11 protein-coding genes are annotated in these 17,329 nt (G+C 69.9%); 1 reads left to right on the top strand and 10 read right to left on the bottom strand.

Annotated features, from left to right (window positions below; translation table 11 throughout):
* Positions 1-9: 9 nt before the first annotated feature.
* The 5 genes from R2J76_RS07205 to R2J76_RS07185 all read right to left on the bottom strand — a co-directional run bounded on the left by R2J76_RS07205 (position 10) and on the right by R2J76_RS07185 (position 5,669).
* Entirely contained in the window at positions 10-1,152 is a 1,143-nt protein-coding gene (locus R2J76_RS07205) for a sensor histidine kinase (RefSeq protein ID WP_316415150.1), read from the bottom strand.
* Complete coding sequence (gene pap / locus R2J76_RS07200) at positions 1,149-2,627, bottom strand: polyphosphate:AMP phosphotransferase (protein WP_316415149.1); 1,479 nt, start codon at positions 2,625-2,627, stop codon at positions 1,149-1,151. Before pap ends, R2J76_RS07205 begins: the two co-directional genes overlap by 4 nt.
* A gap of 338 nt (positions 2,628-2,965) precedes the next feature.
* Complete coding sequence (locus R2J76_RS07195; RefSeq protein WP_316415148.1) at positions 2,966-4,195, bottom strand: AmpG family muropeptide MFS transporter; 1,230 nt, start codon at positions 4,193-4,195, stop codon at positions 2,966-2,968.
* Between the two features lie 18 nt (positions 4,196-4,213).
* Complete coding sequence (locus R2J76_RS07190; protein ID WP_316415147.1) at positions 4,214-4,531, bottom strand: flagellar basal body rod protein FlgC; 318 nt, start codon at positions 4,529-4,531, stop codon at positions 4,214-4,216.
* 43 nt (positions 4,532-4,574) lie between these two features.
* A complete protein-coding gene (locus R2J76_RS07185) occupies positions 4,575-5,669 on the bottom strand; it encodes a D-alanine--D-alanine ligase family protein (RefSeq protein WP_316415146.1) in 1,095 nt (364 codons plus the stop codon).
* A gap of 44 nt (positions 5,670-5,713) precedes the next feature.
* Between R2J76_RS07185 and coaD the strand changes: the two genes are divergently transcribed.
* Entirely contained in the window at positions 5,714-6,205 is a 492-nt protein-coding gene (gene coaD, locus R2J76_RS07180; RefSeq protein WP_316415145.1) for a pantetheine-phosphate adenylyltransferase, read from the top strand.
* Here the strand turns inward: coaD and R2J76_RS07175 are convergent, their stop codons facing one another.
* From R2J76_RS07175 to R2J76_RS07155, 5 genes are all read right to left on the bottom strand, one after another.
* Positions 6,206-9,976 carry a CheR family methyltransferase gene (locus R2J76_RS07175; RefSeq protein ID WP_316415144.1) on the bottom strand — a complete coding sequence of 1,257 codons (3,771 nt, stop codon included), beginning with the start codon at positions 9,974-9,976 and terminating at the stop codon, positions 6,206-6,208.
* 143 nt (positions 9,977-10,119) lie between these two features.
* The gene (locus R2J76_RS07170; RefSeq protein WP_316415143.1) at positions 10,120-10,566 is read right to left on the bottom strand and encodes an NUDIX hydrolase; all 447 of its coding nucleotides are present in this window, start codon (positions 10,564-10,566) and stop codon (positions 10,120-10,122) included.
* Entirely contained in the window at positions 10,563-12,653 is a 2,091-nt protein-coding gene (gene recG, locus R2J76_RS07165; protein WP_316415142.1) for an ATP-dependent DNA helicase RecG, read from the bottom strand. The genes R2J76_RS07170 and recG overlap by 4 nt, the downstream gene beginning before the upstream one ends.
* Positions 12,653-14,023 (bottom strand): replicative DNA helicase, encoded by a 1,371-nt coding sequence (dnaB, locus tag R2J76_RS07160; protein ID WP_316415141.1) that lies wholly within the window; start codon positions 14,021-14,023, stop codon positions 12,653-12,655. The genes recG and dnaB overlap by 1 nt, the downstream gene beginning before the upstream one ends.
* A gap of 9 nt (positions 14,024-14,032) precedes the next feature.
* On the bottom strand, positions 14,033-17,257 hold the full coding sequence (locus R2J76_RS07155; RefSeq protein ID WP_316415140.1) for a CehA/McbA family metallohydrolase domain-containing protein: 3,225 nt from the start codon (positions 17,255-17,257) through the stop codon (positions 14,033-14,035).
* Between the last annotated feature and the right edge of the window lie 72 nt (positions 17,258-17,329).

The raw sequence follows: 17,329 nt of genomic DNA, 5'->3' as shown, positions 1-17,329 counted from the left end.
TCCGTCGTGTCAAAGCCGCACCACCACCCGCGTCCCGCCGCCGGGCCGGGGGAAGAAGGAGAGATCCGCCCCCTGGGCGTTGAGCCACTTCAGCGCCAGGGGCAGGCCCAGGCCGGTGCCGTCGGGGCGCCCGCTCTCGAAGGGCCGGAGCATGCGGGAAAGGGCCTCGGGACTCAGGCCCGGCCCGTCGTCCTGGATCTCCACCAGGCGGTCCCGCACGCTCACCTGCACGCGCTTGCCGGGGGGCGTGGCGTGGCAGGCGTTCTCCAGGAGGTTCACCAGGGCCTGGTGGAGCAGCATGGGATCGGCCAGGGCCCTTCCGGCCCCCTCCACGGTCAGGATCCGGTCGAAGAAGGCCGGGCGCCGGTGCACCTCCTGGGCGGCCTGGGAGGCCACCTCCTCCAGGCGCAGGTCCACGCACTGGGGCTCCAGCGGCTTGGCCCACTGCAGGAAGCGCTGCACCAGGCGCTCCAGGCTGTCGGTTTCGCCCAGGACGGCCTGGGCCGCGTCCCGGTGCCCGGCCCGGTCCAGGAGCTGGCCGTGGCCCTTGAGGACGGCCAGCCCGTTCTTGAGCTGGTGGGCCACGCCCGCGGTCATCTCCCCCAGTTCCGCGAAGCGGTCCCGCAGTTGGAGGCGGCGCTCCTCGGCCTCCAGGGCCGTGATGTCCTCGAACTGCAGGAGGGCGCCCACGATGTGCGGCGCCTCGATGCGCCGGAGCTGCCAGCGCCTGCCCCCGCCTTCGCAGCGGTAGGGGGGCCCGGGGGCGCGCTCCAGCCCCTCAAGTAGCCACGGGAAGGCCTCCAGCACGAAGGCCGCCTCCAGGCCCACCACGCCGGCCTTCACGCCCAGCAGGTCCCGGGCCGCGGCGTTGACGGCCGCGAGGTTCTGGCGCTGGTCCACCCACAGGATGCCGAAGGGCAGCGCGTCCAGGAGCCGCTCGTGGACCGTGCGCAGTTCGCCCAGGCTCGCCGCGAGCCGGCCCCGCTCCTGGAGGCTCTGGCTCACGGCGCCCAGCAGCACCTCCTCGGAATCCACCACGGGGCGCCGCCGGAGCTTGAGCCACCGCCACACCGCCATGCACAGCCCCAGGATCAGGAGGGCCGCGGGAGGTCCCAGGACCATCCCCAGGACGAGGTGGTTCCCGCGCGTCAAAGGGCGGCCTCGACGCGTGCGCAGAGGGTCCTGAGTATCTTCAGGCGGCCGTAGAACTTGTCCTCGCTCTCCACCAGGGTCCAGGGGGCGATCTCGGTGCTGGTGCGGTCCAGCATGTCGCAGATGGCGGCCTCGTAGGCGTCCCACTTCTCCCGGTTCCGCCAGTCCTCATCGGTGATCTTGAACCGCTTGAACTTGCTCTCCTGGCGCTCGTTGAAGCGCCGGAGCTGCTCCTCCTTGCTGATGGCGAGCCAGAACTTGGCCACGATGGTGCCCGAGCGCGCCATCTGGTCCTCGAAATCGCAGATCTCCCCGTAGGCCCGCATCCAGTCCGCCTCGGTGCAGAAGCCCTCCACGCGCTCCACCAGCACCCGCCCGTACCAGCTGCGGTCGAAGATGGCGAAGCGCCCCTTGCGGGGCAGGCGGCGCCAGAACCGCCAGAGGTAGGGCTGGGCCCGCTCCTCCTCGGTGGGGGCGGCGATGGGGGTGATCTCGCACAGGCGCGCGTCGATGGCCTGGGTGATGCGCCGGATGCTGCCGCCCTTCCCCGCCGCGTCGGCCCCCTCGAAGACCAGGACCACGTTGTGGTCCTTGAAGGCCTTGTGGCGGGTGAGGAGGTTCAGGCGGCCCTGCCACTTCTCCAGTTCCTTCTCGTACTCGGCCTTCTCCACCTTGCGGGTGAGGTCCAGGGAATGGAGGATGTTCACGCCGTCGATGCTGGGGGCCGGGGCCGGGGCATGGACCACCGGGGCCCTGGGCGCCGGTTCGTCGATCCTGGCCCGGAGCCGCTCCAGGAGGGTCCTGCCGACGGTGAGCTTCTGGTAGCGGGGATCGGCGGCCTCCACGACGATCCAGGGGGCTTCGGCCGTGCTGGTGTTGCGCAGGGCGCGCTCGGCCACGTCCCGGAAGGTGTCGTACATCTCGAAGTGCTTCCAATCGCGGTCCGTGACCCGCCAGCGGGTGAGGGGATCGCCCTCGAGCTTCTTCAGGCGCTTCTTCTGGGCCTGCTTTGACAGGTGCATCCAGAACTTGAGCACCAGGGCCCCCTCGTCGATGAGCATCTGCTCGAATCGGCGGATCTGCTCCAGGGACTGGTCCAGGCGCGCGCCCTTGATGCGGCCGTGGGCGGCCTCCAGGATGGCCCACGAGTACCAGGACCCGTCGAAGATGCCCAGCTTGCCCTTGGGCGGGAGCTGGCGCCAGAACCTCCACATGTGGGGGCGCTCCAGCTCCTCGTCGGAAGGGTCGGAAAGTCCGTGGGTGAGGATGTGGCGCGGGTCCATCCACTCGTTGAGGGTGTTGACGGTGGCGCTCTTGCCCGCGCCGTCCACGCCGGCGATGAGGATGACCACCGGGACCTTCCGGGCCGAGGCGAGGTCGTACTGCGCGTCCAGCAGCGCCTCCCGCAGGGCGGGCACCTCCTGGTCGTAGACGGTCTTCTCTATGGAATGGCCCAGTTCGGCGGATTCGAACATGGTGGCTCCGGTGGGTGAGGGTCGGAGCGAATTCTAGCCCAACTTTCCGACCCACCCCATCCAATAAACCAGATCTCCGTTCGCGGGGAATACCGGTCGGGGCAACTCGCCGGGAAGGACCTGGGGCCGGTGCTTCATCCCCTTCATCCCCTTCATCTCATTCATCCCCGTTCCAGCAGGGCCCTAGCCGGGGTGGGGCGGCGCTAAGTTGATCGGCATGTCACGACCCATCCCGGCGCTGGCCCTGCTGGAACGGGGATGAATCGGATGAAGGGGATGAAGGGGATGGATAGCCTCGATCGGAGAAATCCCCAGCCTCTCTCGTGATGGCCAGGCTCCTAGGCCTTAACGCGGGGATCCTCCTCCACGATTCCCCACCGGTCGAACCGCGCGAGGAGCAGAAGCCCGGGAATGGCCACGATGGCGCAGGCCAGGAAGTAGCCGGACCAGCCGAAGCGCAGGGCGAACCAGCCCGCCGGGGCCGTCAGGTAGCCCCGGGTGATGGCCAGGAGGCTGCTCAGGAGGGCGTACTGGGTGGCCGTGAAGCGCCGGTCGCAGAGCAGCATGATGAAGGTGGCGAAGGCGGTGCCCCCCATGCCGAAGCTGAGGTTCTCCAGGGCCAGGGCCACGGTTAGCACCGCCAGGCGGGGGCCCAGGTGGGACAGGGCCCAGAAGGCGAGGATGGACGCCGCCTGGCAGAACCCGAAGAGGAGGAGCGCGCGCTTGAGGCTGAGCTTCTTCATGAGCAGCCCCCCCAGGATCCCGCCCAGGATGATGGAGACCATCCCCACGGTCTTGGTGGTGGCGCCGATCTGGAGCTTGGTGAACCCCATGCCCCGCAGGAGGAAGGGTGCGCTCATGGCGTCGGCGAGCTGGTCGCCGATCTTGTACAGGAGGCAGAAGGCGAGGATCTCGGCGATGGCGGGGCGCTTCAGGAGCTGGGCCAGGGGGGCGGTGACGGCCTCCCGGAGGGTCTTCGGTGGCTGGATCCGCGCGTCCGTGGACCAGGCCAGGAAGGTGCCCAGGGCGCCCACCGCCATGAGGCCCGCCATGGCCAGGTACGTGGCCCGCCACCCCGCGGCCTGGGCCAGGACGAGGGCCCCCGCCCCGCTGGCGAGCATGGCCACCCGGTAGGCCCCGATGTGCACGGCGTTGGCCAGGCCCAGGTCCCGCTCGGCGAAGGCCTCCCGGCGCCAGGCGTCCACCACGATGTCCTGGCTGGCGCTGGCGAAGGCCACCATGAGGCCCAGGAGGGCCAGGCGGCTGACGCTCACCCGCGGATCCGCCAGCGCCATGAGCACCAGGAGCAGGCACAGGGCCCCCTGGAACAGCACCATCCAGCCCCGCCGCCGCCCCAGGAAGGGGGGCAGGAAGCGGTCCAGCACGGGAGCCCACAGGAACTTGAGGGCGTAGGGCTGGGTCACCAGGCCGAAGAGGCCGATGGCCCGGAGATCCAGTCCGGCTTCGGTGAGCCAGGCCTTGAGGGTGAACCCGGTGAGGTAGAGGGGCAGGCCGGAGGCGAACCCCATCAGGGCCACCGTTACCATCGCCAGGGATTTCTTCCGCATCCTCCGAGGATGGTTGGATCAGGCCTTCATGTCCAGCGCGACGCCCAGAATGTTCTGCTGGGCCTGGAGGAACTTGAGGTCGGCCTGGTAGCTGATGCCCCGGGTGTCCAGGTTCACGGCCTCCGTGGCCAGGTCCACGTTGGAGCCGCCGGGGTTCGTGGGCTCCTGGCTCTCGCTGATGCCGGAGGCCCTCACCCCGCCCTGCTCCAGGTCCTGCTGGCGGACCGACTTGGCCCGGTAGCCGTCCGAGTTGAGGTTGGCCACGTTGTTGGCGGAAAGGGCGATGCCCTGGGCCGAAACGCCGATGCCGGAAACGCCTGCGGAGATGCCGTCCATGAAACCCCTCGGTAGTTCCAGCATAGGCGGAACCCTCAACTTCTCAAGACTGTTCGTACCAGGTGCTGCCGCTCCGGAAGAGCCGGGTCTTTTTTGCCTTCTCCTCGAAGCGCCGCACGGCCAGGTCCACGAGGCGGGTCAGGAGCTCCGCGTAGGGCACGCCGCTGGCTTCCATCATCTTGGGATACATGGAGATGCTGGTGAAGCCGGGGATGAAGTTAATCTCGTTGAGAAACAGCCTGCCAGTCGAACGGTCGAGGAAGAAGTCCACCCGGGCCATGCCATAGGCGTCCAGGGCCCGGAAGGCGTCCACGGCGTAGCGGTGCACCAGGTTCGCCACGCCCTCGGGCAGTTCGGCCGGGATGCGGGTGGTGCTCTTGCCGTCCAGGTACTTGTCCTTGAAATCGTAGAATTCCCCGGCCGGAAGGATCTCCCCCACCACGCTCACCCGGGGGTCGTCCCCGCCCAGCACCGCCACTTCCAGTTCCCGCACGGTGAGGCCCTGCTCCACCAGGACGCGCCGGTCGTAGGTGAAGGCCCGCTCCAGGGCCGCGGGCAGGTCCTCCTCGCGCTTGACCTTCTCGATGCCGATGCTGGAGCCGAGGTTGGCGGGCTTCACGAAGACCGGCAGGCCCAGGGCCGCCAGGGAGCGGAGCACCTCCCCGGAGCCGCGCCTCCACTCCTCCTCCGTGAGGCCCACGTAGGGCACCACGGGCAGGCCTCCGGATTCCCAGATGCGCTTGGTGATCCACTTGTCCAGGCCCGCGGCCATGGCCAGGAGGCCCGCGCCGGTGTAGGGCCGGTGCAGCGGCTCCAGGAAGCCCTGGATCTGGCCGTCCTCGCCCCCGGCGCCGTGGATGGCGTTGAAGAACACGTCGGGCAGTTCCGCCATCTCGGCGCCGGCCTCCAGGGGGAGGAATGGGTAGGGTCCGCGCGGGGGCATCTCTCCCGCCGCGAGCCGGGCGAAGGGGTCCCCGTTGAGCACCCACACGCCGTTGCGGGCGATGCCCATGGGCCGCACCTCGAAGCGCTCCGGATCCAGGTGGGCGGCGATGCTCCGGGCCGACACGATGCTCACTTCGTGCTCCGGGCTTTCCCCGCCGAAAAGGAGACCGATGGAAAGGCGCGCGTTGTCCATGGGACAAGTCTAGACTAGTAGCTTCGCCTTCCGCAGGAGTTCCCTTGCGCACCGCCATCTACCCCGGTTCCTTCGATCCCGTCACCCTCGGCCACTGGGACCTCATCCTGCGCGCGGAAAAGCTCGTGGACCACCTCATCGTCGCCGTGCTCCACAATCCCGCCAAGAACACCGCCTTCACCGTGGCCGAGCGGGTGGAATTCCTCAAGGAGCTCACCGGGAACCTGCCCAACATCGAGGTGACGAGCTTCCACGGCCTGCTGGTGGACTACGCCCGGAAGCGGGACGCCCAGTTCATCGTGCGGGGGGTGCGCGCCTTCTCGGACTTCGAGTACGAGTTCCAGATGGCCCTGATGAACCGCAAGCTCTCCGCCAGCCTGGAGACGGTGTTCCTCATGCCCAAGGAGGAGTACAGCGTCGTGAGCAGCCGCATCGTGCGGGAAGTGGGCGGCATGGGCGGGGACATCTCCGGGCTGGTGCCCGAGGCGCTGGTGGACCGCGTCGCCCGGCGGCTGAAGGCCCCGGCCCAGGTCTGATCAGCTTCCGTACAGCTCCAGGAACTTCTTCTGGATCTCCACCAGGTTGAAGGGCTTGCCCAGGATGCGCACCTGGGGATCCCGGCCCGCGGCCTCCTCCGCCTCGGGGTCGAGGTACCCGGTGGCCAGCAGCACCGGAAGGCTTCCGCTGCGGGCGCGGATGCCCCGCAGGGCCTCCAGGCCCCCCATGCCGGGCATGTTCAGGTCCAGGAGCACCAGGTCGGCCCGGTTGCCCGCGTCCAGCCAGGCCAGGGCGGCCGGGCCCCCTTCCACCGTCTCCACGTGGTGGCCCAGCATGCGGAGCATGGTGGGCACCGATGCCCGCAGAAGCTCGTCGTCGTCCACCATCAGGATGGCCAGGGGGGGCACCGCGGGCGAGGCCTCCGGGGCCGGGGCCTCCGGGGCGGCGCTGGCCGCAGGGAACCTCAGCAGGGCCCGGGTGCCCCGGCCCGGCTCGCTCTGGAGGCCCAGGGTGCCCCCGTGGGCCCGGGCCGCGTTGAGGACCATGGCCAGCCCCAGGCCGGTGCCCTTGCCGGAGGGCTTCGTGGTGAAGAAGGGCTCCATGGCCTTGCGCATCACCTCCGGGGCCATGCCCTCCCCGGTGTCCTCCACCGCCACTTCCACCCAGTCACCCTCCGCGCGGCGGGTGCGCAGCGTGAGGGTTCCGCCCGGCGCCATGGCGTCCGCGGCGTTCATACAGAGGTTCATGAGGGCGCTGCCCAGGGTGCCGGCCTCGCCCAGGATGGGCGGGAGCGCCTCGTCCAGGTCCATGACCAGCGCGTATTTCTGCATGAGGGTGCGGTCCAGGAGCGCCACCTCCTGGCGCACCAGGTCGTTGAGGTTGACGGGGGCCGGCTCGCGCAGGCCCTTGCGGGAGAACCCCACCAGGCCCTTGACCAGGTCCCGCCCGCGGGCCGCGGCCCGCTCCATGGTGGCCAGGGCCCCGTCCAGGTCCGCGTCCTCGGCGTAGCGCACCCGCAGGGCCTGGGTGAGGGCGAAGATGGCGGCCAGGACGTTGTTCATGTCGTGGGCCACGCCTCCCGCCAGGCGCCCTAGGCTTTCCATGCGCTGCATGTGCTCCACCTCGGCCTCCAGGAGGCGGCGGTGCTCGTCCTCGCTGCGCTGCCGGGTCACGTCCCGGATGATGGAGAGCTGCACCGCCTCCCCGGCCAGGTTGATGATCCGGGAGGACACCTGCCCGATGACGATGGCGCCGTCGGCCCTGCGGAAGGCCATTTCCAGGCAGGTGACCTGGCCCTCCCGCCGGAGTTCCTCCGTCCACCGCCCGCGGTCCAGGGGGTCGGCCCACACCCCCAGCTCGAGGGAGGTCTTCCCGAGCACCTCCCCCGGGCCGTAGCCCAGGAACCGGGTGAAGTTCTCGTTGACCAGGAGGTAGGTCCCGTCCTCGATGCGGGTGATGGCGATGGCGTCGGGGCTGGCGTGGAAGGTGATGGCGAAGCGCTCCTCCGAAAGGCGGACCTCCTCCTCGGCCTGCTTGCGGGCGGTGATGTCCTGCACGATCCCCGCCATGAGCCCGGGCTTGTGGTCCCTGCCGCCCCGGGGGCCGCCGGCCACGAGGATCCAGCGGATCTCGCCGTCGGTGCGGCGGATGCGGCACTGGAAGGTCCAGTCCGAACCGGTCTCGGCCCCTTCGCGGATGGTCCGGGCCACCTCGGCCCGGTCCTCGGGCACCACATGCGCCAGGAAGATCTCCCGGGTCCAGGGGGTTTCCGCGGAGACGTACCCGAAGATCCGCGCATGCTCCAGGGTCCGGTACCCGGAGCCCTCGGCGTCGTCGAACTCCCAGGCGCCGGTGTGGCTGCGCTGGAGGGAATAGTAGAGCCGCTCCTCGCTCATCTGCATGGAGCACTGGGCCAGCATGACCTCGGTGATGTCGGTGAAGGTGATCACCACGCCGTCCACGGTCTGGGCCAGGGTGCGGTACGGCAGGGCCCGCACGATGAACCAGCGCTTGCCGTCCACCGCCTGGGCGTGCTCCTCCCGGGTGCCGTGGGTGGCCAGGACGTCGCGTGCCAGGCCCAGCACGTCGGCGCCGCGGAAGAGGGGCACGATGTCCCCGATGGGCCGGCCCAGGTCGCCTTCGATGAGCCGGTAGACCTCGGTGGAGGCCGGCGTGAAGCGGGTGATGCGCAGCTCGCCGTCCAGGAAGATGGTGGCGATGGCCGTGGACGCCAGGAGGTTCTGCAGATCGCTGTTGGCCAGGCGCAACTCGCCCACCTTCTGCTGGAGCTCGTGGTTGAGGGTGGTGAGTTCCTCGTTCACCGACCGGAGCTCCTCCTGGGAGGCCTGCAGCTCCTCGTTGGAGGCCTGGAGCTCCTCGTTGGACGCGCTGAACTCCTCGTTGGTGGAACCCAGCTCGTCCACCGTGGCCTGCAGCTCGGCCTGGGTGACCCGCAGTTCCATCTCCATCTGGTCCAGGAGCGGGTTGTCCCGGGCCGAGGGCAGGGGCGGCTGGGGGCCCGCGGATTCCAGGGCCTGCAGGATCACCGCGTACACGCCGGATTCCCGCTCCAGTCCCGGCATGGGGCGCACCGTCACGCGCAGGGTCTCCTCGCCCTGGCCGGCGTCGGCCTTCACCACGGCGGTGGCCTGGCCCGGACGGGTGGGATCCGCCGCCTGGGCCAGGAGGTTCCTCAGCTCCCGGCGCAGGGGGCCGGGGGCGCTCTCGAGGAGGTTGCTGCTGGGGGGGCCCATGGGCGGGTGGAGGAACCGTCCGATGCGCCCGGCGCAGAAGAGCACATCCCCCAGCTCGTTCACGATGGCGCTGGCCGGGGCGTATTCCTCCAGGAGCATCCGCTCGAAGAGGCCATCCGTGGTGAAGGTCGGCCTGCCGGACACCGCCCGGTCCAGGCGGGGGCGCTCCCGGTACAGGAGCCGCCGGTCCCCCAGGGGAAAATCCAGGGGGAGCTGGTACTGCACGTCCCGTTTGATGAATATCCGATTCAATTTGTCCACCGCCTCGAACAGCTCCGGGTTGGAGGCGAGCCCCTCCGCGGGCCCCAGGAAGAGGACCCCCCGGGGCTTGAGGGCGAAATGGAAGAGGGGTACCAGCTTGCGCTGGAGGTCGGGCTGGAGGTAGATGAACACGTTCCGGCACGCGATGAGGTGCAGGGAGGAGAAGGGCGGGTCCCGCACCAGGTTCTGCACGGAGAAGACGCACATGTCCCGCAGTTCCTTGGCGACCCGGAAGAGGGCCCCCTCGGGGGTGAAGAACCGGGCCAGGCGATCCGGGGAGACGCCCCGCAGGGCCCCGGCGGCGTAGCGGCCCGCCTTGGCCTGCATGAGCGCGTTGGTGTCGATGTCGGTGGCGAAGATCCGCACCGGGCGCCTCGCGCCCAGTGCGTCCAGCTGCTCCTTGACCAGCATGGCGATGGAGTAGGCCTCCTCCCCCGTGCAGCAGCCCGGGACCCAGATGCGCAGCGGCTCCGGATCGCTCTTCCCCGAAGCCAGCTCGGCCAGGAGGTGGTTGGAGAGGCTCACGAAGGCCCCGGGATCCCGGAAGAACTCCGTGACGCCGATGAGCAGATCCTTCAGGAGGGCCTCGGCCTCGTCCGAGGAATCCCGCAGGTGGCCGAGGTACTCATGGAGGGTGCGCGACCCCGTGGCCCGCACCCGGTTCTGCACGCGCCGCTGCAGGGTGCCGGGCTTGTACCGGCTGAAGTCGTTGTCCGTCTTGCGGGCGAGCACTTCGCAGATGCTCTGCAGAACCTCGGCCGGGTCCTTGGGGTCCTGGAGATGATCGTGCGGCATGCCCATCGCTTCGGGCTCCTGGGGGGAGTTCGATGGAATTGTAGCGGGGCCGGAGGGATCTTCCCAGCGCGCGCGGGGCGGCGGGGAAGGCCGTTTTGAATGAGTCATAGCGCGGAAATGAACGAATCAAGACGACGGCGGATTCACCGGTCCGAGAAGGCGTGCTCCACGATGGACAGCGGGTGCCGCGTGCCCGCGAGGTAGGCGTCGATGCAGGCCACCACCACCGACGACCGGGGCCGCGCCGCGATCTCGTCCCGGGTGAGCCAGTGGCAGGCCAGGATCACGGGGTCCCGGGGGGCGGGCTCCAGGCCCGCGGGCACCGTGCCGGTGAAGGCGGCGCGCAGGTAGTCGCGGCCGTTCTTCGCCTTGAGGTGGTAGATGCCCAGGAAGGCCTCGGGGGTGAAGGGGAGCCCCGTCTCCTCCAGGGTTTCGCGCACCACGGCCTCCAGCATCGTCTCGCCGGGATCCACGTGGCCCGCGGGCTGGTTGAAGACGCGCTCGGGGTGGACCCCGTCGGTCTCCTCCACCACCAGGAAGCGTCCTTCGCGTTCGATGATCGCGGCCACGGTGGGCCTCCAGCCTGTCATGAGATCTCCGCCAGCTTGAGTCGTGCCTGTTCCTGTTTCAGCCAGTCCTTCTGCGGATCCGTGAGGCCCCTGGCCAGGGCCTTCTCCGCGGCGTCCTTGCACGTGAGCAGCAGCTTCCGGTCCCGCACCAGGTCCGCGGCCTGGAACCGGGGGAGCCCCGCCTGGCGCGTTCCGAAGAACTCCCCGGGCCCCCGCAGCTCCAGGTCCTTCTGGGCGATGCGGAAGCCGTCCTGGGTCTCGGTGAGCACCCGCAGGCGCTCGTTCTCGCTGGCGGAGAGCATGATGAACTGGCTGCGCGCCGACCCCCGCCCCACCCTGCCCCGCAGCTGGTGGAGCTGGGACAGGCCGAAGCGCTCGGCGTGGTCCACCACCATGACCGTGGCGTTGGGCACGTCCACCCCCACCTCCACCACGGTGGTGGCCAGGAGGATGCGGGCCTCGCCCTTCACGAAGGTGTCCATGCGCGAGGCCAGCTCGTCGGCCTTGAGGCGACCGTGGACCACGGCGATGGCCGCGTCCGGGAACTGCGCGCGCAGCAGGCCCTCCATGGCCTGGATATCCCGCAGGGGAACCTTGGTCTCGTCCTGGGGGTCGATGGCGGGGCTGATGACGAAGGCCTGGTGGCCAGCCTGGAGCTCGCGCTCCACCAGCTCCCAGGCGCGCTCGGCGCGATCCGGTTCCAGGAGGCGGGAGGTGATGGGCTGGCGCCCCGGGGGCAGCTCGTCCAGCACGGACTGCTCCAGGTCCCCGAAGAGGGCCAGGGCCAGGGATCTCGGGATGGGGGTGGCGCTCATGACCAGCCAGTGCGGGTCCAGGCCCTTCTCCTTGAGGGCCTCCCGCTGGCGCACGCCGAAGCGGTGCTGTTCGTCCACCACCACCAGCTGGAGCCGGTGGAAGGCCACGGCCTCCTGGAAGAGGGCGTGGGTGCCCACCACGTAGGCGGCCTCGCCCGAGGCGATGCGGGAGAGCGCCGCGCGCTTTTCCGCGGCCTTCATGGGGCCCAGGAGCAGCTCCATGCGCCCGGCCTCCCCGGCCAGGATCCGGCGGAAGGTGGCGGCGTGCTGGCGCGCCAGGACCTCGGTGGGCACCAGGAGCGCCGCCTGGCCTCCGGTCTCGGCCACCATGGCCATGGCCAGGAAGGCCACCAGGGTCTTGCCGCTGCCCACGTCGCCCTGGAGGAGGCGGTGCATGACCCGGCCCGAGGTGAGGTCCTCCACGATCTCCCGGAAGGCGGTGCGCTGGGCCCCGGTGAGCCGGAAGGGAAGGAAGCCCTTCAGGCGCTCCCGCAGTTCGGGGGAGGTGGGCACCCGCTGCCCCCGGCGGGCCAGGCGCCCCGCGCGGCGCAGGGAGACGCCCAGGGAGAACGCGAAGAGCTCCTCGCAGGCCAGGCGCTGGTGGGCGGGGGTGGCGTGGGCATCCAGCAGCGCGGCGTCACTGTCGTCCGGGGGCTGGTGCAGCAGCCGCAGGGCGCCCAGGGTGTCGGGGTAGCCCCGGGCCAGGTCCGGGGGCAGCCATTCGCCTGGGTCCGCGGCGCGGGCCAGGGCCTCCTGCACCAGCCTCTGGCGGAACCGCCCGGTGATGGGGCCCAGCTTGCGGTAGAGGGGGAGGAAGCGCCGGATCCAGAGGTTCTCCTCGTCCCCGGCCTTGCCCATGTTCTCGAAGGCCGGGCCCCGCATCTCCAGGCCCCCCCGGCCCATGGCCACGGGCCCGAAGGCCAGGATGCGGTCCCCAGGCCGCAGGGCCTTGGCCAGGTAGCCCTGGTTGAACCAGATGAGGCGGATCGTGCCGGTGCCGTCCTGCAGGAGCACCTCGGTGAGGGCCATGCGCTGCACGCGGGTGGTGGTGCTGCGCAGGTCCTTGACGGTGCCCAGCACGGTCACGGGCTCCCGGTCGGGGCTCCAGCGGGTGTCCAGCTCGCCGATCTTCTGGAGGGTGCCCCGGTCGATGTAGCGGTACGGCAGGGACCAGAGCAGCTCCTTGAGGGTGGTGATCCCCGCGTCCTCGAAGGCCTGGGCGAAGGCCGGCCCCACGCCCCGCAGGGCCGTGACCTTGGAGGAGAGGGGGAACACCGGCAGCGCCGCGGCCATCAGCCCATCTCGGAATCGGTGGCGCGCTCCATCTCGCGGTACCGGGCGTACTCGCCCTCGAAGTAGAGGCCCACGGTGCCCACGGGGCCGTTGCGGTGCTTGCCGATGATCAGTTCGGCGCTGCGGTCGTCCTCCACCTGGCCGTCGGCGGGGGGCTGCATGCGGCGGTGGATGAACATGACCATGTCCGCGTCCTGCTCGATGGCGCCGGAATCCCGCAAATCCGACAGCTGGGGGCGCCCGCCCTGGCGGTGTTCCACTTCGCGGTTGAGCTGGCTGAGCACCACCACGGGGATCCCGTGGTCCTTGGCCAGGAGCTTGAAGCCGCGGCTGATCTCGCCGATGCGGGTGGCCTCGCTCTGCTTGGCGGCGCGTGAGGAATCCGGGCTGCTCAGGAGCTGCAGGTAGTCCACGATCAGCAGGTCCAGCTTGTGGTTGGCCTGGGAGAGGTGGCGGTCCACCATGGCCGTGATCTCGCGGGTGGTGATGGCGGCCTGGTCATTGATGTAGATGGGGAGCTCCAGCAGGGCGTCCCGGCTCTTGAGGAGCCGGGCCTGGACGGCCTCGTCGAAGTTGCCCGCGGCCACGCTCCGGAGGTTCACGGCGCAGTGGGCCGACAGGAGGCGGTTGAAGACCTCCTCCTTGGACATTTCCAGCGAGAAGAAGGCCGCGTGGGCCTGGTGGTACATGGCCGAGCGCAGCAGCCAGTTCAGGGCCAGGGCCGTCTTGCCGATGCCGGGGCGGGCGGCGAGGACGATGAGGTTGCCGGGCTGGAAGCCCTGGGTGATGGCGTCCAGCCTGGAGAAGCCCACCTTGAGGCCGGTGGAGCCGCGCCCCTCCAGGCGGTCCAGGAGGTTCTCCATGGCGTCCTTGGCCACGTCGCCGATGTGCTCGAGCCCGCGGCGCTCCTGGCCCTGGGCCAGGCGGAAGAGATCCACCGCGGCCTGCTCCACGAGGGTGTCGGGGGGCGCCTCCTCCTCAGCCGCCTGGCGCACCAGCTGGGCGCCCAATCGGATGAGCTGTCGCAGCTTGCGCTTGCGGATGAGCAGGTCGGCCAGGACCTTGGGCCGGCCCACCTCCTCGGCGCTGAGCAGGTCCACCAGCCCGGTGAAACCGCCCACCCGGCCCAGGTCCCCGGCCTGGTCCAGGGCGTCCTTGAGGGTGAGGGAGTTCACCTCCAGCTGGGCTTCGATGAGGGATTTCAGGGCCTTGAACACCGCGCGGTGCGCGGGGTGGACGAAGTCCTCCTCCGTGAGGACGAAGGACGCTTCGGCCGCAGCCGTCTCGGCCCCGGGCGCGCAGCAGGTGGCCAGCAGCGCGCGTTCGGCCTCGATGTCCTCGGGCAGGCGTTGGGGGAGCCACTCGCTCATGGGATCACGTCAGGGGTGGGTGTAGCCGGTCCCCGTCACATCGATGAAGATGGGGTTGGTGACGGCGATGGGGTAGATGCCCCGCATGATTTCGTACCAGGGCGTCCCGGCCCGGTAGGGCCCGGTCTGGTCCAGGGGGACGCCGGCCTCCACCACGATCCAGGCCCCGGTGCCCGTGGTGGGCAGGGCGACGGGAACGGTGGCGCTGAAGAGGCGGTTGTCCGTGGCGGACTGGGTGAGGCTGGAGGGATCCAGGGTGGTGGCCACCACGCCGTTCACGACGATGCGCACCTGGTCCACGGGCATCCAGTCCGTCCTGTAGAGGTTCACCACGACGTTGGCGGTGGCCATGGGGCCCTTCACCAGGCCGCCGGGGCCCGTGCCCCCCACCGTCACGTCCAGGAAGGGGCCGGTGGAGGCCACGGCGGCGCCGGACTTCAGGGCAGCGGAAACCGTGGAGAGATCCTGGATCAGGTCCGAGGTGGGCGCGGTGCCGGCAATGGGCGGATTGGTGAGGACGGGCGTGGCCTTGAGGTAGGTGCGGGCCAGGCCCACGGGCGTGTCGAGGCTGAACTTCGCCGAGGACAGGCCCAGGGCCTTGGTGAAGGCCGCGGGGGTCTGCTGGTTGAGGAGGCCGAACCAGTCGGAGCGGACCTGGAGGAATTCCTGGAACCAGGGATCGGGGGCCGTCTTCACGAAGCCCTCGCCCCGCAGGAGCTCGATGGCGTCGAAGGCGCCGTTGACGGTGCCGTTGGCGTAGAAGCCCGATTCGTTCCACCAGGCGTTGACGCCGGTGCCCACGGGCACGGCGGGGTCGAAGCCCTTGAGGGTGAAGAGCCCGCTGGCGCCCCGGGGGCGGTGCACGATGGTGAAGGAGCCCTTGGCCTGCGTGATGAAATCGGAGAGGGTCCAGTTCTCGGGCTGGAGCGCGCCGCCGAAACGGTAGGCGGTGGCCGCGGGGGTGGACAGCGCGGTGACGGCACCGTAGCCGGGCAGTTCGGAGGTGCGGGCGTTCATGACGAAGGGATCGTTCTTGACGGCGGAAAGCTGGCCGGCGCTCCAGCCGACATAGTCGAACTCGGTGCGGAAGTCGTTGTAGAGCCGGTTGCCGTCCGTGCCGAGGTCCTTCTCGGTGGAGGCCACCACCTGCACGGCCTCGGCCAGGGCCGAAACCAGCTTCTCCACGGGGAGGTACCCGCCGCCGCTGGCCTGGGAGGGCCCGGGCACGTCGAAGGTGGTCCAGCCCGCGGGCAAGGCCCGGGGCCAGACGATGAAGGAGTGGGATGTGGCGGTCTGGCCCTCGTACGCGGTGATGTCCGCGCTCTGGAGGTTGGAAAGGGGCCCGTGGGTGGCGTAGGCGCGGTAGGTGCCGCCCTGGATCAGGGGGTTGCCGGTTTCGGTGACCTGGCCCGTGGAGGAGCCGTTGGCCAACCAGAAGTAGACGTTCGGGACGTTGGAGAAGAACCCGGTGCCGAACATCTCGTTGCCGGCGCGGAACTGGCTCTGCCCCGCACCGCTGCCCACGACGGCCACCTTCTTGGTGATGGCGTCGAAATAGGACGAAAGGGTCCGGGTCCTCCGGAGCTCGGGATCGGGCGTGATCCCGGTGCCCTTGAATGTGAAGCGCATGGGCTGCAGGTTGCCCGTCGGGGCATCGGCCTCCCGGGTATCGAACAGGTGGGCGGCGTAGAGGCTCCGGAACGCGGAGCCCGTGGAGCTGACGATGTCCTTGGCTTCGGGGCACAGGTAGTCGGTTGGACCCACGTAGTAGCCCTGGCTGGGAAAGATGGCGATGGGCCCGCTGAGGAGGGGGCGCAGGGTGTTGTACGAGTTCACGCTCTGGTACTTGACCTGCTGGCCCACCTTGTTTGTGACCACGATCCGGTAGGTGCCCACGGGCAGGTACATCGTCGTGCTGTCGCTCGGGAAGGTGGAGATGCTGGTGATGTTCTCGCCGGGCTCGAGCCAGACCACCCGCTCGGGGATCCAGATGGCATTGCCGGTCTGGCCCGCGTTGCGCTCCACCCGGACTTCGGTGGAGAGGGGCCCCTGCTTCATGGCCGATCCCGTGAGCGAGAACTGGAGCTGGCCGAAGCCCTGGGGCCAGAGGCCGTCGGTGGTGTTGTACTTCGCCAGGGCCATCTCGTCGAAAAGGACCTGGCCGTGGTTCGGGGTGGAGGAATCGCTGCTGATGCCGCCCAGGATGTACAGGCGCCGGTTGTAGGAGAGGGAGGCGCCCGCGGCGAGGCCCGCGGGCGGGAGGGGAAGGCTGCCCGCCACCAGGCGCTCGGGGAACGAGGGCCGGAGGGTGTCCTGGGCGTCCTGGCGGTCCGCGGCGACGGCGAGGGCGGGCGCGTCCTGCGACATGATCCCGATGGAGGCGTGGGAATCCACGGCGCCGGCGCTGGGTTCCACGGCCATGAGGACCACCATGGGGGACTGCACGGAGGTGGCGATGGGATTGCCGAAATCGCTCCCCGGGATCCGGACGCCCCAGTTGTTGTCGTCCGCATCCGTCAGGTTCAAGGGCTGGCCGTACACGTTGACCCCCGCGGGCACGCAGAAGCGGTAGCCGCTGGAGGTCTGGTGGAGGGCGTCCCCGATGCTGCGCACGCCCACGGGAGAGCCGCTCTCGTTGACGATGGTGGTGGTGGCCAGGACGTAACGGTTGAGCTTGGCCAGGGAGAGGACATGGACCACGCTGACGCCCAGCACGCGGCCGGAATCGTCCCAGGCGGCGCCCGGGATCTTGTGGGCCCTGTCCAGGATGCGGCCCCTCATGGTGAGGGTGCTGGGTTCCGTGAGCGTCTCGGGTTCGAAGGTGTCGAAGACCAGCTGGAGATCGGGGTCCTGGTTGACGACGGGGGTGAGCCGTTCGAGGGTGTCCGCGGGCATGTTGACCCGCTGGTAGCTGGTGTCCAGGGCCACGTAGCCCGCGTCCACGATGCTGCCGCCCGAGGCGGCGCCGGCGATGGGCTGCTGGGAGGCGTCCCCCCAGCGGGTGCCGTCGATGGCGATCTGCACGAAGTCGTTGCCCAGGTAGTAGTCGCCAGGGCCGGCGGTGGATTTCAGGCCCGCGACCCGGTCACCGCCGGCTTCGGGGATGGCCTCCGCCACGACGGTGGTCCGCTGGAAGCCCGTGGCCCGGTAGCAGCCCGTGGCCGTCAGGGCCAGCAGCGCGGGCACGGTGAGCGCGACACCCACGCGGGGGTAGGGACGAGAAAATGGCCGCACGGGGCTTGTATGATTCATTAATTCTCACTCGCGATGGGCCCCGTTGGGGGTAAGGGACTATGCTAACTCACG

Source organism: Mesoterricola silvestris, assembly GCF_030295405.1.
Classification (GTDB): domain Bacteria; phylum Acidobacteriota; class Holophagae; order Holophagales; family Holophagaceae; genus Mesoterricola; species Mesoterricola silvestris.
This window is presented reverse-complemented; position numbering and strand designations above follow the sequence as displayed.

Excerpts from the sequence above, each read along its gene's own strand:
- recG (WP_316415142.1), bottom strand. The coding sequence starts at position 12,653 with ATGGCCGCGGCGCTGCCGGTGTTCCCCCTCTCCTCCAAGGTCACGGCC.
- R2J76_RS07170 (WP_316415143.1), bottom strand. The coding sequence starts at position 10,566 with ATGACAGGCTGGAGGCCCACCGTGGCCGCGATCATCGAACGCGAAGGA.
- pap (WP_316415149.1), bottom strand. The coding sequence starts at position 2,627 with ATGTTCGAATCCGCCGAACTGGGCCATTCCATAGAGAAGACCGTCTAC.
- dnaB (WP_316415141.1), bottom strand. The coding sequence starts at position 14,023 with ATGAGCGAGTGGCTCCCCCAACGCCTGCCCGAGGACATCGAGGCCGAA.
- R2J76_RS07195 (WP_316415148.1), bottom strand. The coding sequence starts at position 4,195 with ATGCGGAAGAAATCCCTGGCGATGGTAACGGTGGCCCTGATGGGGTTC.
- R2J76_RS07185 (WP_316415146.1), bottom strand. The coding sequence starts at position 5,669 with ATGGACAACGCGCGCCTTTCCATCGGTCTCCTTTTCGGCGGGGAAAGC.
- R2J76_RS07175 (WP_316415144.1), bottom strand. The coding sequence starts at position 9,976 with ATGCCGCACGATCATCTCCAGGACCCCAAGGACCCGGCCGAGGTTCTG.
- R2J76_RS07190 (WP_316415147.1), bottom strand. The coding sequence starts at position 4,531 with ATGGACGGCATCTCCGCAGGCGTTTCCGGCATCGGCGTTTCGGCCCAG.